The sequence below is a fragment of the Silvibacterium dinghuense genome (assembly GCF_004123295.1).
Classification (GTDB): domain Bacteria; phylum Acidobacteriota; class Terriglobia; order Terriglobales; family Acidobacteriaceae; genus Silvibacterium; species Silvibacterium dinghuense.
The window spans coordinates 17,157-40,012 of record NZ_SDMK01000002.1 but is presented as its reverse complement, the minus strand read 5'-3'; the positions used below and the strand labels follow the sequence as shown (position 1 = coordinate 40,012).

12 protein-coding genes are annotated in these 22,856 nt (G+C 56.9%); 3 read left to right on the top strand and 9 right to left on the bottom strand.

Going from position 1 to position 22,856, the window contains the following annotated elements:
• The first annotated feature begins 16 nt into the window (after nt 1–16).
• Nucleotides 17–2,191, top strand: coding sequence for a S9 family peptidase (locus ESZ00_RS09615; protein WP_129208061.1), 2,175 nt, complete (start codon nt 17–19; stop codon nt 2,189–2,191).
• A gap of 11 nt (nt 2,192–2,202) precedes the next feature.
• Here ESZ00_RS09615 and ESZ00_RS20305 read toward each other — a convergent pair whose 3' ends face one another.
• The gene (locus ESZ00_RS20305; protein ID WP_229741217.1) at nt 2,203–2,397 is read right to left on the bottom strand and encodes a hypothetical protein; all 195 of its coding nucleotides are present in this window, start codon (nt 2,395–2,397) and stop codon (nt 2,203–2,205) included.
• On the opposite strand from ESZ00_RS20305, the gene ESZ00_RS09610 reads away from it, so the two are divergent.
• Nucleotides 2,320–3,423, top strand: a complete 1,104-nt coding sequence (locus ESZ00_RS09610; protein ID WP_229741213.1) for a PepSY-associated TM helix domain-containing protein — start codon at nt 2,320–2,322, stop codon at nt 3,421–3,423. The genes ESZ00_RS20305 and ESZ00_RS09610 overlap by 78 nt on opposite strands.
• Here the strand turns inward: ESZ00_RS09610 and ESZ00_RS09605 are convergent.
• Entirely contained in the window at nt 3,409–5,688 is a 2,280-nt protein-coding gene (locus ESZ00_RS09605; protein WP_164981434.1) for a hypothetical protein, read from the bottom strand. The genes ESZ00_RS09610 and ESZ00_RS09605 overlap by 15 nt on opposite strands.
• Between ESZ00_RS09605 and ESZ00_RS09600 the strand changes: the two genes are divergently transcribed.
• On the top strand, nt 5,680–6,636 hold the full coding sequence (locus ESZ00_RS09600; RefSeq protein WP_164981433.1) for a DeoR/GlpR family DNA-binding transcription regulator: 957 nt from the start codon (nt 5,680–5,682) through the stop codon (nt 6,634–6,636). The genes ESZ00_RS09605 and ESZ00_RS09600 overlap by 9 nt on opposite strands.
• 42 nt (nt 6,637–6,678) lie before the next feature.
• Here the strand turns inward: ESZ00_RS09600 and ESZ00_RS09595 are convergent, their stop codons facing one another.
• The 7 genes from ESZ00_RS09595 to ESZ00_RS09565 form a co-directional block, all read right to left on the bottom strand.
• Nucleotides 6,679–7,635 carry an ROK family protein gene (locus ESZ00_RS09595; RefSeq protein ID WP_129208057.1) on the bottom strand — a complete coding sequence of 319 codons (957 nt, stop codon included), beginning with the start codon at nt 7,633–7,635 and terminating at the stop codon, nt 6,679–6,681.
• A 3-nt stretch (nt 7,636–7,638) separates the two neighbouring features.
• On the bottom strand, nt 7,639–8,643 hold the full coding sequence (locus ESZ00_RS09590; protein WP_129208056.1) for an L-rhamnose/proton symporter RhaT: 1,005 nt from the start codon (nt 8,641–8,643) through the stop codon (nt 7,639–7,641).
• Nucleotides 8,644–8,658: 15 nt separating this feature from the next.
• Entirely contained in the window at nt 8,659–11,538 is a 2,880-nt protein-coding gene (locus tag ESZ00_RS09585) for a glycoside hydrolase family 38 N-terminal domain-containing protein (protein ID WP_129208055.1), read from the bottom strand.
• Nucleotides 11,539–11,547: 9 nt separating this feature from the next.
• A complete protein-coding gene (locus ESZ00_RS09580; RefSeq protein ID WP_129208054.1) occupies nt 11,548–13,332 on the bottom strand; it encodes a class I mannose-6-phosphate isomerase in 1,785 nt (594 codons plus the stop codon).
• Between the two features lie 312 nt (nt 13,333–13,644).
• Nucleotides 13,645–15,012 carry a right-handed parallel beta-helix repeat-containing protein gene (locus ESZ00_RS09575; protein ID WP_129208053.1) on the bottom strand — a complete coding sequence of 456 codons (1,368 nt, stop codon included), beginning with the start codon at nt 15,010–15,012 and terminating at the stop codon, nt 13,645–13,647.
• Nucleotides 15,013–15,722: 710 nt separating this feature from the next.
• Nucleotides 15,723–17,963, bottom strand: a complete 2,241-nt coding sequence (locus tag ESZ00_RS09570; protein ID WP_129208052.1) for a M28 family metallopeptidase — start codon at nt 17,961–17,963, stop codon at nt 15,723–15,725.
• A gap of 142 nt (nt 17,964–18,105) precedes the next feature.
• The gene (locus tag ESZ00_RS09565) at nt 18,106–22,044 is read right to left on the bottom strand and encodes a carboxypeptidase-like regulatory domain-containing protein (protein ID WP_129208051.1); all 3,939 of its coding nucleotides are present in this window, start codon (nt 22,042–22,044) and stop codon (nt 18,106–18,108) included.
• Nucleotides 22,045–22,856: the final 812 nt, after the last annotated feature.

The following is a 22,856-nucleotide window of genomic DNA, read 5'->3' as shown; positions in this document are numbered from 1 at the left end:
TATTCCAGGAGTCTCGATGCACGTCTCCCATTCTGTCTCATATCGCCGCGCCTGCTTCCTCGCGTTCGCTTCCCTGCTCCTCTCTTTTCCTTGTCATGCGCAGAAGCACACCGTACAGCCTGCCGATATCGCTGGCCTGAGGAGCATCGAAACGCCAAAGATCTCGCCTGATGGCAAGCTCATTGCCTATACCGTGACAACGCCCATGCCCGCGGGTAAGCCACGCAACACGCACATCTGGCTCGTTTCCACCGATCACTCTTCGCCGGCCCGACTCTTCGTCTCCGGCTCTGGAGACGATAGCTCTCCGGCTTGGTCACCGGATGGCCGCACCCTCGTCTTTCTTTCCAATCGCCCGAACCCGCTCGCATCTCCCGGATCGCCCTTCCACTTCAGCGTGGCTCCCGGCAACTATCGCGGCGATATCCCGAAGGAGCTGATCGATACGTCCTCGAGCACTCCGCCGACGCAATCGCAGACACCCACCCCGCAGCAAAAAGATCCTCAACCTCAGCCTCCTGTATCTGTGTCGAGCGGAGACAACGAGGGTAAGGATATGCAGCTCTGGTCGATCTCGCTCGACGGCGGCGAAGCCCAACCTCTCACCAATCTCCCCGGTGGCATCAAATCTTTCGAGTGGTCGAAAGATGGTAAACAGATCGCATTTCTTCGCACAGACTCTGACACCCCCGAAGAGAGTGCGCGCAAGAAAAAAAAGGACGATCGCGAGATCATCGACGGCGAATATCATTTCGATCGACTCTGGCTCTATGACATCGATACTCATCAGGCGCGCCTGCTCTCTCGCCAGGACGTCAATGTAGACTCCATTGATTGGTCTCCGGACGGCACGGGCATTCTTGCCCGTGTTTCGCCCACACCGCGCATCGACGATTACTGGCGCGTCTCCGTCGTCGAAATTTTCTCAACATCGAGTGGGGAGATCACGCAGGTAATTGAGAAGAAATCCGGTTATGAAACACCCATCTATTCACTAGACGGGCAGAACATCTCCTATTCCCGCTTCACACAAAAGCGCATCACCGATGAGCACTTCATCCGCAATCTTGCTACCGGCAAAGACATCCGGCTCGAAGACAAGCTCGACGGCACCCTCTACGAGATGCGCTGGCTTACCGGCAACCGACTACTTGTGAATGCCTTCGTGCACGCTCACACAGAAGCGCACATCTTCGATCCCGCGACGCTCAGCGCAACGCAGCTCGGCCATCTCACACCTACAGCCCTCGATTTCGACGCGACCAAGGACGGCTCTTCCATCGCTTTCCTGAGTGAAACACCCACACAACCGGCGGAAGTCACTGTATGGCACGCAGAGAATACGACCGTCCTCTCGGACACCAATCCTCAGACGAAGAACTGGGCACTCGGCGAACAGCGCGAAGTACAGTGGATAAACCCCAAGGACCATCGCATCATCTACGGCGTGCTTACTTTGCCTCCTGGCTACACACCCGGCAAGCGTTACAAGACCGCCATCCACATTCACGGCGGCCCTGAAGAGTCCTTTACAGTTGGATTCAGCGCCACATGGTACAACTACGCTCTCCTGCTGGCCTCGCAAGGCTATGTTGTTCTTCAACCAAACTACCGAGGCTCCTCCGGGCAATCTATTGACTTTACCGAGGCCAATTATCAGGATGGCGGCGGTGGGGACTTTGCCGATGTGATGGCAGGCACCGACTGGGTCATCCAGCAAGGCTATGCCGATCCCGACCGCATGGTTATTGCGGGTTGGAGCTACGGCGGCTTCATGACCTCATGGGCTGTAACGCACACGGATCGCTTCAAAGCGGCTATGGCCGGCGCAGCAGTAACAGATGTCTACAGCATGGCCACGACAACGGACATTGCTCCGAGCTATCTTGACGCGCTGTATAACGTCTACGCCAAGAGTTATAAGGACCTGGACCTGCACTCCCCGGTGCGCTTTGCCGCCAACTGCCATACTCCTACCCTTGTACTTCATGGTGGCGCAGACGTTCGCGTCCCGCTCAGCCAGGGACAAGAGTTTTACCATGCACTACGCTTCCTGAATCGCGAAGCCGTCATGGTCATCTACCCACGCGAGCCCCACATCTTCCGCGAGACGGAACACCAGATCGATTCGCTTACCCGTGAGCTGGACTGGTTCTCTCAGCACTTACCACCTGAAACGGCCGGTAGATAGCGGACACTCCATCAGCAATGCCTATCCCAAGCAATCCAGGAGTCACGCAAACGAGCCAGCCGCAAGGCTGGCTCCGCAGCTTCATCCATCGCCCACGGCAGCTCTGGATGCGTCGTGCCTGCTTTCAAATTCATCTCTGGGCAGGTATTCTGTTTTCCCTCTATATCTGTGCTATCGGAATCAGTGGCTCCATTCTTGTCTTTCATGACGAACTGATGCCGCGACCACACTTCACAGGATCACCCCCCGGCACGCCCTGTACACCGACAAGCCTCGTCACCGCACTCCAGGCGGCTGAGCATCTACATCCGCATTTCATGCCGCAACTCGCCAGCTGCCCAACCGATGCCGACCGCTTTTATCAGATCAATCTCCAAGCATCCGGCCAACCCGCTGTCACCCTCTACGTTGATCCAGCAACCGACCAAGTGGCCGGTGAAGAGGATCAGGATGCCACGTGGATAGGGTTCGTCGAACGCTTTCATATCGACCTCTTGCTCAGAAAAAACGGCCGCCAGTGGAATGGCCTTGGCGCAGGCATTCTCCTTGCTCTGGCTGTCACTGGTCTCTTCCTCTGGTGGCCCGGTATCCGCAATTGGGCACGCGCCCTCAAGGTGAATTTTTCCCTCAACTGGAAGCGGATCAATTTCGATCTTCACAGCGCCGTAGGCTTCTGGACTATTCTTTTCAGCCTTACCTGGGCTCTCACCGGCATCTACTTTGCCTGGGAAACCCCTTTCGAGCGCGCTATCTCACTGCTCTCGCCTATGACTACAGCGCGTTATCCCGCCGAAGACATCGCCCGCTTCCAGGCCCGGTTTTCATCGGCTGAACCCGCTACCTTCGACCTCACCTCCACCCTTGAGCGTGCGGTTTCTGACTCTCATCCCGCACGCCTGGAGGGGTTCTTTTACGGTTCAGGCCGCGCTCCTATCTTCACCGTCTATATGGCTCGAGGCGCCATGGGAGACTATGCGAATACAGACTTCGTCTATTTCGATCAATCCAGCGGCAATCTTTTTCTCAATTGGCACCGTGGCCAGAATCACACCCTGGGAGACTGGCTCCTATGGCTTGCGGTTCCACTCCACTTCGGGACTTCGTTCGGCATGCTTGGGAAAATCCTCTGGGCTACCGCCGGACTCGCCTTCCCCGCTCTCGCCATGACGGGCATTCTCATGTATTGGAATCGATGCCTTTCGAAATGGAGAAAAGCCTTAAATGCGGCCTGAATCTGATCGCCCCCAGACACTATACGAAAGGGAATGCGCTGGCATTCGATCAACATGCGCATTTCCATTAACTTCATTTCTCAAATGCAGACCTGAGCGATCAGACTGGATCGTGAATTGACTGCTCCCGTAGCGCACATGAGAAAGCTCTCCTGCAAACCCTCGAGGAGTCTGTGGTTCGAATAAATGCAATGGCTGTCCCAGCCTGGGTATGTAACCGAACAGCCTATTGATAATGGTCTCAGCAAAAGCACCGCCACCCGTGCATTCCCGCATGCAGCCTCCGCGTTGTGCGATCCGGACTGGAGCGTCATATTCACGCCGTCTTGGCCCGTAAAATTCATGCGCCTGCGCATAAACGCCTTCGTAGTTTGCAACTCCGGTTCTGCGTAAGAACGAAATCGCGTTCTCCCAATACCCAAGCACACACATTGCATCAACGGTCACCGCTGGCCATGCATCATAGGCTCCCATCGGACCATGATCAGGACGATCAGAGTTGGCAGCCGCTACATCAAGCAACGATTGGGCGTGCATCCATCTCTCAGTTAACAATTCACTCTGAACAAACTCAACCATTTGCTGGCGAATGGCGGGAGACAAGTCTGCCGCCATAAATCTGCCAACGGTAGCAAAGTCATAGCAGTGCCGCATCTCAACCCGTGTGCCATCCCGATGCACACTTACCCATACACCTCTGCCTGGCTCATAGAGAGTTAATACAGCCTTGGCCATCCCCTCTGCTTCTCTGCGAAGTTCGACCGCTTCCGAATGATCTCCTGTTAAGTCGAGAATGCCGGCATATTCACGCATCATCCACACGTTTGCCGAATTGAAAGATGGTACTTTGTGGATATACGTAGGAACACATTCCAAAAGGTTAGGCGCTTCCCCGTAATCCGCAAGTTTGTCCGATGGCTCACGTAAGAGCCTCTTCCATCCAGTTGCCAGGGCTCGCAATCTTTCGTTTACTGTCTGATCTCCGATTGTTTCAGCCAGAAATGCTCTGTCCTGAGTTACAGATAAATACGACCACGTTAAGCGAAAGATGGAGAGGTCGTTCGCAGCATAACCTCTGAGGTCCCATCCTTCAGACCTGACTATTTTCTCGGGGGAAGCAGGGCGTCCGGCCTTGAACACGATGACAGCACTCTCGTGTGGATCTTGCTCAAGAAAGAGCTTGATCTGCTCCTTCATCCCCTTAGGTTCAAGCATGGCAAAAAGTGTCGAAAAGAGCGAGGTGTCCCAGTAATAGACAATTCCCTTCGCTCGTTCCCCACTTGTAATAAACGTCCTTTTGCTCCAAAGGTTGGTTCGGAGTAGAACCATGAGAGTCAGTATGCTGCGGTAGTAAATTACACGGATCGCAGCATCCTCTGTATGTAAGGTAGGTGCATTCCCCGAGAAAAACTTGTTACCAGGTGTAAAAGCATCCTTCCAGCGATCTTCCCAGACCTTCTTTGCTCGAACCCACTCTGACTCAAACCACGGAATAGACATAACTGCTTGAGGCTCGTTGTCTTTGGCACAAGCGTTCATAGAAAAACGAATCTCTCGGGATTCCTTCGGAGGAAGGTGCAACACCCACTCCACTCGCGTACCATTCGCATCGTGTTGAGGAGAATCAAAAACCTGATAGACCGCGGTCATCGCAAATTCTTGTGACTTCGCTACCAGTTGAACTCCTCCTATAAATTCCCTGAGAACGCCATCTGTCTCGATGGATATGCGAATGGTTTTCTCCGTCTCACTGGTATTCCTGAACCTGACTCGCCACAAAATGGCCGGCTCTTCCATGACAAGACGATTTGTCGTCACTATTTCAAGATCAGGGAGCTGCGTACGCCTTACTGCCTGGTAGGCGGACCACTTGCAGCTCGTACTGTCATATGTCGCGCCATCGACAGACATGCGGCATAAAGGCAGAGTGTTATAGATAAACCAGTGAGGCCCTGAATCTTTATAAAGCTGCCCGCCAGGTAAAAAATTGACGCCGACCAGGTCTGGCGCGCATGCAGCCATTTCATGGAAATTATGGAGCGACGGCATGTGCGCCAACTGACTGCAGTCGAGCCATCCTGTTCCCAACTCATCCAACGTCGGAATCCCAGACATGTCTGTGGAGGTCGGTTCAGCCATTGCAGTACGAGCTTTTGCAGGCAGAAATGCCATTGCAATCGCGGAAGCACCTGCTTCGCAGAACTGGCGACGGTTAAACGTAGTCTTGAATTGAGCATTCTTCCGGAGCTTCCATGGATGCGTCATTGCGATCTACCTCTTCATCTTTGCGTTAAACCTATGCAATTTGCTCCATCCAGCTGGATGGAGCAAATAAACGGGTTCTCGGATATCAGCTCCGGCGCCTGCAGTGCTCAGCGAGGCATTGAAATCCTCGCGACAATATTTGATATCCTCCGTCTCATGGCGAGGAAAGCGGATAACTCTGCTGCAAGGCATGAATACATACTTCGTGCACTGCAGGAATCTGGAACAGTCTCCATCGAGAGCCTTTGCAAAACATTTGGTGCCTCCCTCGCCACCATTCGGCGAGATCTTGCAGATCTGGAGCAGCGCTCCTTAATTAAACGAGTGCGTGGAGGCGCGGTACCTATAGGTCCTCTCTTCTATGAACCTTTCCGTAACGACACATCCTTCCAAGACAAAATAGCGAGCTTTGCCTACGAAAAACGAAGAATTGCGCGTGTCGCTGCGGGTATGGTCCAACCGGGCCAGACCATCGCGTTGAGTGGAGGAACGACAACAACCGAAGTCGTGCGGAATTTGAAAACCATGCGCGGAATTTCGATCATTACAAATACGGTGAACGTCGCCATGGAGTTGAGCAACTGCAAGGATATTGAGGTGATCGTCACTGGCGGCGTGCTGCGTGGCAACTGGTTTACGCTCATCGGACCGATCGCGAATGCTTCCACGGAAATGCTCTTTGCAGACATTATCTTTCTTGGAGTCGACGGTATTGATGCGCAACGCGGTCTAACCTGCACAAACCCCGCAGAGGCCGAGCTGCTCCGGAAACTCACAGCGCAATCCACAAAAAAGGTCGTGGTGGCAGATCACAGTAAGCTAGGCCATATGAGTAAATATCTTCTCTGCCCAACGCGCAACATCGATTGTCTTATTACAGATAGCGGAGCAAGCCGCGGATTGATCGCGCCTTTTGAGAAACAGGGTATTTCAATAATCAAAGCCTAAAGATCTGTAGCTATCTCCTGCACCGCAGACTCCAGCGCTGCCTCATCGTTCACGCATCCGCTCAGCCTCCTCGATCAGTGCGATAGCCGCATACAGCGGCGCGCGATTCCCCAACTGTGCAGCGACGATCTCCACTGGCCCCGCAGGCGTCCATGCATGGGTTTGCACATAGCTGCGGATTGCCGGCAGCACATCGTTGGCGCGGGCTAGCACACCTCCGCCGAATACAACCTGCTGCGGGCCATATGCGTGAATCAACCCAACGGTCCCCACGCTCCATGCTCGAATGCAGTGCCGCACCAGCTCTGATGCCACGATATCGCCCGCATCGCTCCACGCAAACAGCGTCGCAAAATCCAGCCCGGGCTCATGCGCAAGTGCGCTTCGGGAAAAACCTGGCATCTCTTTCGCAACCAGAGGCAAAGCCCAGCCAGAGGCCTCTGATTCGAGGCAGCCAGATGCTCCGCACACGCACTGCCTCCCATCCAGGCGCACCGGAATATGCCCACCCAGGTTGCCGCCCTGCGGCTGCATCGTGCGAAACGGAATACCATCTACCAGAACAGCACAGCCAACACCCGTGCCCAGGGTCAGCATGACTACATCCCGGAGGCCTTGGGCCGCGCCTGCAGTCACCTCTCCGAGTAATGCCGCACGTGCGTCATTCTCCAATACCAGCGGCAATCCAAATGCCTCCCGCGACCACTCCTGAAGATCGACCGTCGTCGCATCGGGATACTTGTTATTCACGGAAGCGATCCGCATAGAGCGGAAGTCCACGAGACTCGGCAGGCTTAGCACTGTACCGATGCAATCTGCAGATGTCAGTCCCTGTTCGCAAAGCAGTGAATCCACACACGCCCGGAGTCGCGGCAGCAAAGGCTGCAATCCATCCATGGCCTCCACGGAAATATCCCGCGCTGTAAGTAGCACATTCTCGCGAATCACCCCGATCGATGCGTGAGATCCACCCAGATCAATCGCGATTGCATGTCGCATGGACTAAACCGCTGCCCTTGAGAAAAGAAATACCGCCGCCGTCAATAAGATGAGGCCCGCAAACTGAACGCGCACCGGCCTCGAGCCGGAACCTCGCCATTCACCTGCCATCCAGCCCAGCAAGGAAGCGACCAGCACCATAATGGACATAAATACCGGCCATCCAAGCACAGCTCCCAGACTTCCCAGCATTCCGCTCGCCACCCCGTACAACGTGGTGCCTGCAAACCACAAGCTGGCCATGCACATGGTAAGTAGCCAGTACCATCGCGTTCTTACATCGAGATAGCGTCCCGCTGTTCCCCGCCGCAACAGATATGCAGCATAAAAAAGGTTTGGAATTGCTCCGCCTGCCAACAGCGGCAGCCACTCCGCCGTCGCGCTGCCGGCAGGAGATGCTCCGTGCCTTACCGCCATTACGCTTAGTTCCTTCGCATAGGAAAACCCTACATTCATCGAGCTCGCGCAAACACCGCTTGCTATCGCCAGCAACAACCCAAACCGAATAGAGGCAGCTTTCGCCGCGCCTCCGGCTGCGCGCTCACGCAAGGCCCCGGCCCATGCACACAATGCCATACCCAGCGCCAATACACCCAGACCGATAAAGAGAAACGCACCCGATCGGGTCCACAGCAGGTCTTCATGAAAGTGAAGGAACGGAATCACCGCGCCCAGCGCTGCGGAAATCCCGAGCACCAGGGAAAATGTCAGCGCCATCCCAATCGCTACAACGCTCAATCCAAACAGAACCTGTGCAACACCCCAGGCGGCACCGCAAAGCACAACAGGCAGCAGCGTAGTCATGGGTATTTCCTGCAGGCCGCTAAACAAATGCGGCACACATGCCAGCGCAGTCGCTAACGGCATCACCACAAGCGCAAGCAGCGACCACACCAGCCACACATTCTCCCATTCCCAGCGCGGCATCCGCTTCATGGGAAGAGCAAAACTGCCATTCATCACGCCAGCCAGGATCAACAGCATCCCACCCGTTGCTGCATCATGCATATGTCGCTGTCCTGGTTACAGATTACGCTCAACTCGAACGGTCACCAGCTGCCATCCTGCTACCGTGATTACTCCATTGGCAGGCGCTATCGCCTCTTCTGCAAGATTGCTGATCCACGTCTTTCCTGCCTTCGCCCTCGCTGACCAGTTCAGCATAACCTCCCGCGCTTCGCCAGACGCGCCAAACAACCGAACAATCCAGGCCTTGCCATCCTCGCTCGGCATCAGGCTCTGCACCACCACATCTGCCGGAGATATCCGCAGCAGCGGCTCCCGAACGTCTTCCGCATTTGTAGCAGGTGCTGCCACCAGAGGTTGCGTCAAACCGGTTGCGAACTCCTGCTTCTCCGCAGCCGAATTTCCACGGTGCGGCCGCAGCGCATACCGGAACGTGACTGGCCCCTGCTGATACGCCCGATAGTTCGTTCCCCAGTGATTGTTCATCACCCATGAGTAGAGCAATTGTGTCTCGGCAATCTTTTTACGCCACACATCCGGATTTTTCTGTGAGCCCAGCATGGTCGCCGTGATTCCGCCAATCTCTACGAGCGGCGCATCCAGTGTTGCCCATGTTACGCCGCGCGTCTCCGAACTCACATCGACCCAGCGCCCCACCGGCAGCCAGTTCTTACATGAGCCCGGCAGCTGATCCAGCTCTGGCCGCATGACCGCAAGCGGAACGTCCATCGTCATCTTTCCATCCGCAACGGCCAGAGGGAACGCGAATTGGATACTCTCCTTGTTGCCACGCTGCGCAAATGCACTACCCTGGTCCCCGTTGCCTGGATTCGGATTCAGCGGCGCGCGCTGCTTGTCCACGAGGTTTTCGAGCAGCACGTGATCCGCACCTGCCGCCAGTCGCACACGGCGTACCAGCCTGTTGCACGTCGGCGCGGATGACTCGATACGCAGTGTCGCAATCAGCGGGCCTGCATCTTCTACCGTTATCGCTGGCACTCCACTCCGCTTCAGATGATCGACGTCATTCCCGGCCATAGAGAGAAAGCGGTTCACCGCGCCATTTGAGGTGTCTACAAGATTCACCGCATCGCCCTGCTGCACCAGTTCGATCACGTCGCCCGTTTTTGCATCCACGGTCACGCGCAGCTTGCCGTTTTGCAGAATTCCGCTTCGTACCGTCACTGCATGCTCAGGGCGCACGGCTTTTTTGCCCGTCAAACGATACCGCCTGCTGCTGAAGGGTTCGATCTTCTCAACCATGAGCGCTAATTCGCCGGAAGCAAGCCTTTGCGTCGGAGCGCTTCTGCCATGCTCGTCTTCTGCATGGTCTCCAACCTGGGAGAGTTCCCTGCTCAACAACACCACTTCGCTTCGCACCCACGAAGTCGTGTTCCAGATGTCCACTTCCGCGGTGTTCTGATCAGGCGTCCCAATTGCCTGTTCCAATAATTCATTCGCCTGCTGCGCTGCATCTACAGCAAACCTGCGCTTCACGTCCCACTGCTTCTGCACGAACGGATTCTCTGAATCCGAAACGCTGTTCCATGCTCCCCACGTATGCTCGGAATACAACAAGACATTCCGCCAGGCCTCGGTATACCGTGCCACATCGTACGCTGCTGGCCGGGACAATGCCGCCAGCGCTCCTGCCTGCACGATCTTCTCCGCGGCGTTGCGGCTCAGCGCCGTTTCCAATGCTGAAGAAGCTGCGCCATCCTCCCAGTACGGTGTCAGATCCCCGCGGAACTCAGGCAGCCTGTCTCCATGGGCTTTTTCAAAGGCAGAGAATGCAACCTCCGTAGTCGCGATATGAAACTTAGGCCACTCGTACGTCTCATTCCAATCTTTGATCCACTCGCTCAGCTCTGGGTCAGGCACTGCATTATCTCCATGCCCTGACCACCGGATATACGAGATGTCATACGGAAAGCTCACCATATCCAGCCGATCCTGATACTTGTCCACCCACTCATCGCCGAGCTTCATCACGTGAGACATCGCATAGCCGGTCCATGGAACCCAGAACAACACTCGTTCCTTGCCCGATGGTGAAATCCACCAGAACGGCTTGTCCTGCCATGCCTCCATAAATGTGCCGATACGATCGAAGAAGTTTGGTGCAGCCGAGAAATAGCGAATCCCTGCCTGCGACATCGCCATGACCGTGCCCCATGTAAAGCCTGGCACATCACTCATCATCGCTGAACGAACAGGCACGTCAAATTCCTTGCCCAGCCGCGTACCAAAGCGAAAGAGCTGCATCAGCTCTTCGGGACGGCAAAGCCCGGTTAACTCATTCGCATATGATCCGTTGAGTCCAATCCATCCCTTACGCACTGCTTCACGCAATGCGGCGCGATCACTCTCCGGCCTCCGCTTCAGAAACAGATCCGCACCCCACAACACTTCCAGATTCCACACAAAGCGTGCACCCTCCGGATAGCTCGCGGTTTTCCGCGCCAGATCCATGCCCAGTAGAATGTTGTTAATCTGCTTTTCCTCCACGTTCGCTTGCAGATCTGTGTAACCAAGGTCGTGGTGTGAATGCGGCAGCACATACACCAGCACCCTGCACACTGGCTTCCGCTCTACACTCGCTGCCTGCTCCATGCCATTCACAGCAACCGCCACCTGACTTATACGCGCCGCGGTCACCGGCTCTACCAACACCTCGAAGCCATGCGTTCCGCTCTCAAGCGTGCGACGATCCACCTCCACCCCATCCAGCTTCGTCACCACCTGTACGCCAGCCCCCGCTTCCGGCAATGCAATCCGCAGGGGCTGCAATAACTTCCCGTCTTTCCGTACGAGCCCGCGAACAGCTGTCACCAACGGCAGACCGCCTGTCGCCAGAATGCGTGTCCATCCTGCACGCGGGAGCAATGCACCACCTACCGTGACACCCAAGCCCTTCAACACATCGCGTCGCTGCATCGTCCTCACCTATCGCTTTGCAAATTCGTCCGTGCGCACATATGCCTTCACCGTGGCCAGCGGCGTCTCTGTTTCATTGACTGGCCGAATTCGATATGTCCCAACGGCTGCTGGCACAATAAACGTCTCGCCGTAGTGCACCATCATCGGCGCAAAGCGGCCATCCGGGCTCTCCACTATGGCGGCATCCCCTTCTACGAGATTCAGCACATTCAGAGTGCCGCATGTATCGTGCATCACTGGCTGGGTAAACCAATGCCTGCGTGTTTCCAGAAACTCAAGCTCATGCAGCCCGGTCTTCTCTTCACGCCAGCCTTCCCCCTCAGCCACCACTGCAACAGGACGGCGCAGGTTCTCATTCACCCACTCCGTATCCCGGTCCCACTGTATGTTTTCCAACCCATGCTTCAAGTGCACTGGCCGGGGCTTGCCATCCAGCCCCATCCTTCCCCAGTCCCATAACTTGAAGGTAAAGATGTAGGGTGTTGCGGAGATCTCCAGCACCACGTTGTCTCGTCCGGAGCAGTGCACTGTGCCCGCAGGAATAGAAAAATGATCGTGCCTGTGCGTAGGAATCCGATTCACCCATTGCTCCGCATCCAGGCGCTCGCGCCCCGCATTCGCTTCGCTTAGAGCATGGGCAAACTTATCCGCTTCTACTCCCTCACGAAGCCCCAGGTACATATGCGCGCCTGGTTCGCAGTCAAGAATGTAGTAGCTCTCGTCCTGCGTGTACTTCATCCCAAAGTGTTCGCGAATGTATGCTCGTAGCGGGTGAACCTGCAACGACAGGTTTCCACCACCCACTGTGTCCAAATAGTCGAACCGGATGGGAAATTCCGCACCGAATTCCCGGTGCACAGCCGCTCCCAGCAGCGCTTCAGGCTCCTGCTCCACCAATACTTGTGCCGGCAGGCTGAACCTTCTGTCGCCGAAACCCAGCAGCACGCTGTTTTCTTCAGGCACACAGTCAAACGCCCAGGCGTAGTTCGGAGCATCTTCCGGCAACCCAAAACGCTCTTTCATCCACTGCCCGCCCCAGGGCCCAGGATCGAAAAACGGGACTACGCGAAATGGCCTCAACACTGCATCCTTCACGGCCTGTCGCAGCACACTGCCAGCAAGCACTCGTGGCACTTCCGGATCGTCCAGATCTACAAACCAGTCCACTCGCTCGAATAACTCGCGCCGCAATGCATCTCCGACACGCCACTCCAGAAAGAAGGCATTCTTGTACAGCGTTGCAGGCGAATCTGCCGCATTGTCCAAACCAAGATTCCCGATGCGATGGGCTCTTTGCTGCTTCTGCAATACCCAGCGCGTTCCGCTCAGATACACCAGTAAATCCGGCTTCTCCCATGCGAGTGAAGCACCCGTTCCAAAGACAACACTCACGCCATGATGCGTTCGAATCCGCTCACGAATCCCCTCCAGTCGCTTCGGATCGAAGTAAGCCGCCACATCCCACGCTTGCAAGAATCCAAATACCGGGTCGTCGCCTAGCGTGCCGGCAAACTGCTGCCGCAAGTGCTCCGGCTCTTGGTATGCATCTTCGCAGTTCACAAACAAGACATCAGGAAGCACAGTACGAAGCGATTCTAGTAACGGTTGAGAAAGCACCCCCGGATACTGCTCAAGTACAACCGTATGGGCATCGGCAATGGCACGACCGAGAACGGCAAGAATCTCCTCCATGCCTTCCAGGCACGCTGTCGAGTCCTCCTCGATACAAAGAAAGGGCTGCCGATCATAAAAGCCACGCACCGTTAGTCCTGTACCGGAAGCGTCATCCATTTAAAGTGCTCACCTTCAATTATGCGTGATACGTCTTTCAATATGATCGAAAATAACCATAACGATCAAGTCTTATTCTCTCAATTTCAATAAAACCGCATGATGAGCAGGCGACACCGTGGTTCTCGTGTATCTGCATGGTCTTCTTGGCCTTCGCATCAGTAAGGCCCCACTGCAATGGGACGACACAGATTCCAGGCCGGAAGCGAGATCGGAGGAGGTGAGAATCCATCTGACGGTGACAAGCTCTAGAAATCGTGCTCAGCTGGTTAAGCCCGACTCAGCATCTCGGCATTCAGAAGGAGCTCATATTTACGGACGATAAAGCTTGATATTTGCAGAAAACTGCAGCGAAAAAAGGCGATACATCCACTTGCGATGTGCAGAAAGAAAAACCGGAAGCCCCGTTGGGTTGCGTGGGTTAAAGGTGGGCTCAGGTGGAAGCATACTCCAGTCGAGAGGCTTTACGGCCTTAGCCTGATCATCAGGAGAGCAGGAGTCCTGCGGTGCATCGATCTGTCTACCCACATAGTGGTTGCATTGGAATTGAATTTCTGTAGCGCCACCCCAGCCCGGAGCAAGAGAGAACGTACCGTCTGAGTGCCTTTCGGCTCCATGACCATAGCGGCCGGCTCCCTGCACATCGAAGAGATTGAAGGCAAGGCGCGCATCGTTTGACCATCCATCCCAGTCGCTTACGAGGAGGAGCTGCACATCCTCGCCCTGCGCGGTGTAAATGGCATTGTGATGGATTGTCACGCTATCTGCACCGCTCAAATGAAAGGTGCGGCTGTGATCGTTGCGGCTGATGTTATAAGCAACTACCGTTCCGGAGTTGCCGAAGTTCTTGCGAACATCGCGGCGCACCGGAGTACAGAGCAGCATAAAGCCACCGTCGTTGTCATGGCTGTAGTTCTGAAAAAACTGCGTGTTGCGCGAGTTGTAGTCGGAATCAAAGCCTTCGCCGTCGAGCGTGGAATGCGTCCATGCTGCCTCATTCCAGCGCAGAGTCGTGTTATCGGTACTCCAGGGCCAGATAGCCGCGTTGTAACTTTCCGCGCGCTGATTCGCATGCCACACGATGTTGTGCTCGAGCAGCGCTCCATCCGTAGCCCAGGGAACAATGCCATCGCCTCCGATATCGTCGGCGACATTGTCACGGATAACGACGTGAAGGCTGGGAAACCAACGCGTGCGGTCGGCTTCATCGCTTAGGCCGGCAATGGCCGAACGATCGACCTTCCAGAGCAGATTGCGTTCTATGCGCAAGTCGTCGAACCGGCTCGGAATATGACTGCCTGAGGTCTGGAATATGATGCCTCCGGAGTCTTTCTTCTTCTCCGTACCAGAGATGTCGTGAAGATATAAATCCGAGAGCACGATATGGCGCACCGTCCCGCTATCAATCGCTGCAACCAGGACTCCACGCAGAAGAGCCGGCTGTGCCGTGTGATTCGTAATTTCGAGATGGCGCACCTCCATATAGGAGACATTGATGAGGCTCACAGCTTCCCGCGCGAGACCTGCTCCATCGATGCGCGGCCATGAGCCTTGCCCATAACGATCGATACGAATGGGCAAGCCTTCCGATCCGGAGTTTGTAATATGAAGCTGTCCCTGCCACCGCGACTCGGCATGCAGAAGGATGCAGTCTCCAGGCAGATAAGCATGTTGATTCACCTTATCCAGCGATCTCCACGGATGTAAACGCGATCCGGAGGCATGATCGTCACCGTGCACAGCATCTACATAAAATGACGTGGCGTGTGCCGGCAGTGCCATCGCAGCGAAAAACAGAGCAACGGCCAGGGGGTGAGTTCGCATAAAAGAAAGCATAGGCAGAAAAGAGTACGGCGCGGAGAGCGTGCTAGCTCTCTTCGCGCCGTGGTTATTGTGTTTTCGGTGGATAGGACTCACCACATGAGCTTACAGGCGATCTGGACTTCACGAGGCAGATTGCCCTGACCCATGGCCCTTTCTCAATGGTGCCGATGGAGACCGTGTTCTGCTGTTCGCTCCAACTGGGGATAACAGAGAAATCAGCCTGCTGGCAGTTGAAGGGCCTCGTCTTTCCATACCAGTCAGAAGGATAGTTCTAGCCAAGCCCATCAAACTGACTGTCCAGGCTTCACTTGACAGTCAGAGCTTAGAGTTAAATTGAGTAATTGCTGAAGACGGAGTCGAAGTATGTGAGAAGGGGCGACTCCGTCCGTTTGCCGTTCTGGTACCAAGAATTTCTCGCTCACTCCGGAAGGGTGGCGCTGGTCCATACTACGGCGTCTTCTCGTGCAACCAGCCACATATTCCTCATCGACTGCCCCGTGTCTTCCATAAAAAAGCAGGGCGGCCTTGGCCGCCCTGCGCGATGCTTCCCTCTGCGTACAGCGTGACTACTCGCCTTCCTTCGGAGACGGCAGCGCCGCTGCCGCCCTCTTCAACAACTCCACCTCACGCTCCAGCGCCGCCGAGACCAGGCCAATCTGCTCCTGCGCCACCGTCCAGTCCTTGTGCTCGATGGCCTCGCGCACGCCCGGAATCGTCTTCACCCCGTAGCCGGTGTAAAGCCCAGGCGCGTAGATGAGGTGCTTGAACCAGGGCCGGTTGGGCAGCCCTTGCTCATCAGTCAAATCACGCTCACTCTCGATCAGCTCGGCGTTCAGCCCGGCAGGAGCGACGCCCCCAGCTACGGCATACGCCTTGTCGAACTTCTTGGCCGCATCGCTCAGATCTTCCGATGCCTGCTCCAGTGGCGCGAAGTTCAGGAAAGGCGGGATCGGCTCGATGGAGGGCGGCACCATTGTCTTCTTCGGATCGTAGAGCGCCTTATACACGCCCTCGCGAATCTCCTCATCCTGCTCCTTCGCTTTCTCGCGCTCGCTCTTGGCCAACGCCTGCAGCTGGTCCACATACATGTGGATGGTGTCAGCGAAATCGCCGAACTCGAACGGCAGCGTATCGGCATCGGCCATGCGCAGCACCATTGTGCCGACTGTCTGCGCCAGCGCCTTGCCGTAGACAAAGTTCGTATCCGAGAAATGCGTGTACCAGTAAAAATCGTCGTAGATGGAGTGATACTGCCCGCCGGTATCTTCACCGCCGTAGCCGACGTTCACGCTGGCAATCCCCAGGTGATCAATAAAGGCCGAGTAGTCCGATCCCGAACCTAGCGCTGGAATCCGCAGATCTGCACGCGAACGAATCTCTTTCTTCCTATCCGCATCTGCACGCGAAAGATCCACCAACCGGACACGCTTCCACACCGACATCCCAGTCTCCGGATCGGTGATGTCCTTGGCCACGTCGTTCACGAAGTTCTCAAGAGTGTGCGACCCTTCAGCGCCGAAATATCCGCGACCATTGCCGTCGGTGTTGAAGTACGCTACCGCATGCTTCTTCAGTTCCTCCGCATGCGTCTCCACCCATTCGGTTGAACCGAGCAGAGCGGGCTCCTCACCATCCCAGAAGCAGTAGATGATGGTGCGATCCGGCTTCCACCCCTGCTTCAGCAGCTCACCGAGCGACCGAGCCTCTTCGAGCTCCGGGCTCGCGCCTGAGATAGGGTCTTCCGCCCCATTCACCCAGCCGTCGTGATGATTGCCGCGAATCACCCACTCATCCGGATACTTCGCTCCCCGAATCGTGGCTACCACATCGCGCAGCGGCGCGCGGTCCCAGTTGAACTTCAGCACCAGGTGGGCCTTCACCGTGCTCGGCCCCACGTGATAGGTGAACGGCAGGCCACCGCGCCACGCCTCCGGCACCACCTGCCCGCCCAGCGACTTGAGAAACGGCGTCGCATCCGCGTAGGAGATCGGCATCACCGGAATCTTGGTGATGGTTTTCACCTGATCAAGCGGAATCAGCTTCGCGCCTTCCACCGCACCTACGCCCGGGGTCTGCGGATCGCCCGGATACACCGGCATATCCATCACGCTGCCACGCTGTACGCCCTCGTCCGGCCGCGACGGGCCTTCGGGATAGGTATCACCGTTGAAGTAACCGTCATCCTTAGGATCGGAGTAGATCAGGCAGCCGACAGCGCCATGTTCGGCCGCCACCTTTGGCTTGATGCCGCGCCAGCTCGCGCCATAACGCGCCAGCACGATCGCGCCCTTCACCGATACGCCCATGCGCTCGAGTTCTTCGTAATCCTCCGGCCGACCATAGTTCACATACACCAGCGGAGCTGTCACATCACCATCGGTTGAGTAGGCATTGTAGGTCGGCAGCTGCTCGCTCTTCTGTCCCGAAGTCGGATCCTCTTTGAGCGTTGGCTCTTCGAGCGTCGCCTTGAAAGTCTGTGGCCCTAACAGCTCCAATGACCGAAACTTCGGTGTGGGAAACAGCGCCGAGAAGGTCTCGATCTTCGCATCGAGGCCATAGGACTTCAACTGCGCCAGCAGCCACTCGGCATTGTCCTTGTCATAGGGCGAGCCGACGTGGTGCGGACGCGCAGAAAGCCGGCGCATGTTCTCGCGAATGTTGTCCGGCTCGGGAATCGCGCGGAATTTCTGTTCCCACTGCACCTCGGTCGCCGAGTCAGCCGGGGTATAGCCACGCAGGGACTTTCCTGTATCCACGGCATGAGCGGTAAGAGCAGCCAGGCAGGCTGCGGCCACAACAACACGCATATGCGACAAACCTCTCCAGGTGAATTGCGACAGAAGATGTGAAGGCCGATGCGCAGCCCCCAATGGATCAAACGCATTCTAACGGAGACGGAGCAAAGGGCCGAAGCTTTCGCTCCGGCCCTTCCCCTGCCAGCGGTGAGGGTTAATAGCTGAAACGCGCACCGAGTTGGATCTTTCTCGGCACATTGCCCTGGGCATTCAGCACGCCCCAGGCAGAAGGCTCGTAGAGAGCCAGCGTCGTATCGCCAAACACGTTGTGGTTGAGGATATTCGTCATCACCGTGGTGAACTGGAAGGTCGCCTTTTCGGCGATCCTTACCGTCTTCGAGATGCTCATATCCATGTTCCAGTAGGGCAGGCCCACGATCGGACCCAGGCCCGGGTTTTTGGTGTCGATGCCGAGGATGGGCGCACGCACCTGCTGCCACACCGCCACCGGGTTCTTGAACATGTTCACCGCCGCGCTACCAGTGCCGGCCACAGCCGTGCCCACCGAATTGCCATATGGATCGGTGCCTCCGGTGATGCCGTAGTGCGAAGAGTTGCCGCCGGTGTACTTGCTGGTGAAGACGCACTGCTCGTTATCGTAGAAGTTCACGCCGTCACCGGAGCCCCAGCCCTGCGCATCCGTCTGCGTGTTGCAGTAGAGTGGAGCGCCGCTACCGGCGGTGAAGATCGGAGCGAGGGTCCAGCCGCCGGCCGCGCGGCCAATCAGCCCATGCTGGTCCTTGTACCAGGGCAGGTCCCACACCACGAACTGGTTATAAATGTACTTGCGGTTGTAGCCCTGCACACCATACATCGCGTTCAGGTTGAAAGGATCGTTGGCGGTATATTCGCTGGTGGCCTGTACGAATGCGCCGGTGCCCAGCGCCTTGCTGTAGGTCAGGTTTTCGCGGGCCGTGACCCCGTGCCAGTTGTTGGTCGTGATCGAAATAAAGCCCGCATTGTAGTTGGCATGGCCGAGGCTGGCGTTTTCCGCCACGCCACCGGTGATCTGTCCGCTCGAGCCGTTTGTCGAATCGGCAATCGGCGTGTTCATCATCGTCCGGCCGAAGCTGAAGCCAGCACTGTCCAGGTCCGACCACAGGCTCCAGACCGACTGGGTCTGAAGGTTTGAGAACTCGTTCGCCAGAACCGCGGCCGTGCAGCTCGTGTAGCCGGTGCAGTATCCGCTGCTTGCCAGTGCCGTTTCAAAGAAAGGCTGGTTGGCCACGGTCGGTGTACCGTTGGCTCCGCACTTCGCAGCCGAAGTCGCGCAGCCCATGGCGGTTTCAATCGCCGCGTATGCAGCCTCGAAGGACTGGCCACCGGCCGACATCATGTACGGCACCGCGTTCAGGTTGATCGGCTGATACTCGTGATGGATGAGACGGCCGATATAACCGACCTCGACCATCGTCGTCGATGTCAGGCGGCGCTGGATGGTCAGATCGAAGGAGTCGACGTCGTTCGGACGGAAGTGCGGATCGAGCACCTCGCCTGCGGCTGCCGACGTATTGTTGTAGCCCGGATAGAGCGGCTGAGGCAGTGTTGTCGTCGCCGCCTGCAAAGGCGCCGTGTCGCCGTCCACACCGATACGGAAAGCCGTCGAGTCGGTCGGCGTTGTCGGACCGCAAGCGCCGGAGGCCAGCGCAAGGCGGCACTGCACCGGCTGAATCAGGCCCGTGCCGAGCAGCGGCGTCAGCACCAGATCCACGCCGTTCAGGCGGCCATAGACCCGGCCGTACCCTCCGCGGATCACCGTCGCATCGCCGCCCAGCAGCTTGCCCAGCCAGCTGTCCGTATCTACGTGAGGATTCCACGCCGCCGCCACACGCGGACTGAAGGCGCCGTAGAACGGGTTGTAGGGATACTTCAAACCCTTGCCCACATTGCCCACCAATGCGTAGCCAACCTCAGGGTTGTATGCCTCACCCTCGAGAGCCTGCGCCTTGCGCTGTGCTAGGTAGTCTTCGGTCTGGATCTGCTCATCGGCCGCATCCACCAGCGCCACCTGCTTGCCGGTAGCCTCCGTGGGCGGCATCTCGATCGCGTAGCTCAGGCCGTAGGTCAGCGTGAAGTTCGGCTTCATGTGCCAGGAGTCGGAGAAGTAGACGTTGTAGTAAGGAATCGTTGACTTATCCGAAGCCGGAGTCAGCGGAGCATTCAGGGTGAGGTTGGCGCCGGTGCGCGTATAGGCCACCTGCGAATCGGTGACGATGCCCAGTACCGCTGCTGCGTCGCGGCCAGCCGTCGTGCCTGTCGGATATCCCGCCGAAGTGAGACCCGAAAGGCTGACCAGACCCGCGCCACTCGAATCGCCCAGCTGATAGGTAGTCGTATAGTTGATGCCACCACCGTTATCCGAGCGCTGATGATAGTCAAAGTTGTGCTGGTATTGCGCGCCGAAGCTCATCAGGTGGTTTCCCTTGAGCAGGGTAAGGTCGTCGCGGAAGAAGTTGTCCTTTCCATCCCAGAAGCGGGTACGGATATCCTGCGTGTCCACGTTGTAAGGCGCCAGTACGCCTGTCGCGCTCTCCCCCAGCGGCTCCAGAGCGCCGCCAAGGCCAGTAATCTGCGCTGGAGCATTGGAGTCCTTCCATGCCCAGTAATTGCGTAGGAAACTATAGTGGAAGTCGTTCGTGAAGCCGGGCGAGATATCCGTCGTCAGCTGGGTTACGAAGTACCACGGGCGCTGTGGTCGGTTGGAGAGAGCTGTCGGCGTCCCCAGCGAGCCACCCAGCAGGCCGCCGATGTCCACCTGACTGTTTGTCGCGCGTGTGTCTTCGTAATAGCGGTAGCTGGACATCCAGTGCCAGCGCGAGCCGAAGTCATGGTCCAGCCGCGTCGCCAGAAAGTTGCTGCTTTCCGGCAGACTCACATTCGCTTTGTAGCCAATCTCGTTCACGCCATCGCAACGGCTGCCCAGGATCGCACCGCACGAAGCATCGTTCCCCTCCGGCTCGTACTTGTTCCACATCGCGGAAACAATGGGATTGAGGCCTACGCCTCGCGGATCGAGTGTGTTGAGGTTATAGCTGGTTCCGTTGAACTGGAGGATGCCCTCCTTCATCGCATCGGAAGGCACTGCGCGCTCATAGGTGGCGGAATCCGGGAAGCGGTAGCCTTCGTAGTTCGCAAAGAAGTACGTCTCGCCGCCAAGAATCGGTTTGGCAATGACCGGGCCGCCGCCGGCAGCGCCGAAGCGGTTGTAGTGATACCCGGGGATCGGCGTACCGGAGAGGTTGTTATCCCAGGTGTTACCGCCAAAATTGTTATCGAGATAGAACTCGTAGACCGTTCCGTGCCAGTCGTTGCGTCCGCGTTTGGTGACGATTTCCACCTGCGCACCGGCCGAGCTGTTGAAGTCCGCCGTCTGGTTCGCGGTGTTGACCTTGAACTCCTCGACCGAGTCTGCCGGTGTCGGCATGACGCCGGCCGAACTGGAGATCGCAGTAAGTCCGGTTGGGTTGCCGGCGAAGGTCGGCGTATACACATTCTGGCTGCCGTCCATGTCGTTGGTGTTGTTGCCGCCGTCCAGCTGGAAGGTGCTCTGGTCCACGACCGTGCCGGCGACACTGCCGTCAGGGCCCACGCCCGGCTGCAGTGTCGCGAAGGTCGTTGCGTCGCGGCCCAGCGAGGGCAGTGCCTGGATCGCTTCGGGCGTCACCGTGCTGCCGACAGTCGAGTTCAGCGTCTGCATTTCAACGGCTTGCTCCTGCACCTGCACTGTTTGCTGTGCCGCACCCAGGACCAGCTTGAAGCTCGCCGTAACCTGCGTGCCGACGCTCACGGTCTGACGCAGGATCTCCGCCTTTGCGAAGCCACTCTTCGTTGCTGAAACGTTGTAGATACTCGGCGCGACATTCACCAGCACATATTGGCCGGAGCCATTCGTGTCCGTCGAGCGGCTGGCGCCGGTCGATATATCAGTGATGGTGATCGTGACTCCCGGAACCACCGCTCCACTCGGATCTGTCACGGTGCCGACGATCGTACCCGTATTCGTTGCCTGAGCAAACGACAACATCGCAGTCAAAAACACGCAGAACAGAAGGAGCCCACTACGCCCCGCCTGTTTCACAACAAAACGCGTCATCGAACTTCCCTCCAGCTTGTGCTTATCTATCTGGCCGTCCCGCCACGCGATAGGGAATACACAGGCGTGTGACAGCTCAACCGGTGCCGCTGGCGACGGGCAGTCGCTTCGACATCCAGAATCCTGCTTTGCACTTCAGCCTTAACGTTGATTCAGACAGACCTGCCTTTCCCGCGAACGAGCTCACACTCGCCGCACGTGCAAAGACACCGCTGCTTCCGGGGGCAGCCCCCACTGTTGCCAGATACACGTATCCTGTCGACACCCGAGCTACTGCAGGCCAGGCGCCCAAAAACCATTTCGCTGCCGTGAAGCAGCTTTCAGATAGACCTCGACAACCTCAAACAACCAGAGCGTGCGTACTGCTGACGCAATGGCCTTTCGACAACTCGCTGGCTGAAAAACCAGGACAGCGAGGCACTCGAGATTACGGATACAAAATGGTCGAATCCCACCGAGCTTGGAGATGAAGCTCTGCGGCAGAATAGTACTGCGGGAATGGAATGAACGTTAGCGCGATCGTGATTGCATGTCAACAGAATATGAATGCATGGCCTCATTCTGCCCGGGAGCATTCCGATTCTGCCCAGAAGCACGCATCCTGCATGCTGGCACGCCAGGATGTATCAGCTTATGGCGTATGCAAGCCGTTGTTTTTTCGACTGGGGCCGCGCCCCACCTGCGTTATGCATATAACGGTAGCGCTCCCACGCATGGATGCGGCTTAGGCCGGAATCTGCGATCTGGAGAAACAATCAGCAACGAGCAGATCTTCCTGACGCAGAGCATATTTCCCCATGCGATAGGTCAGC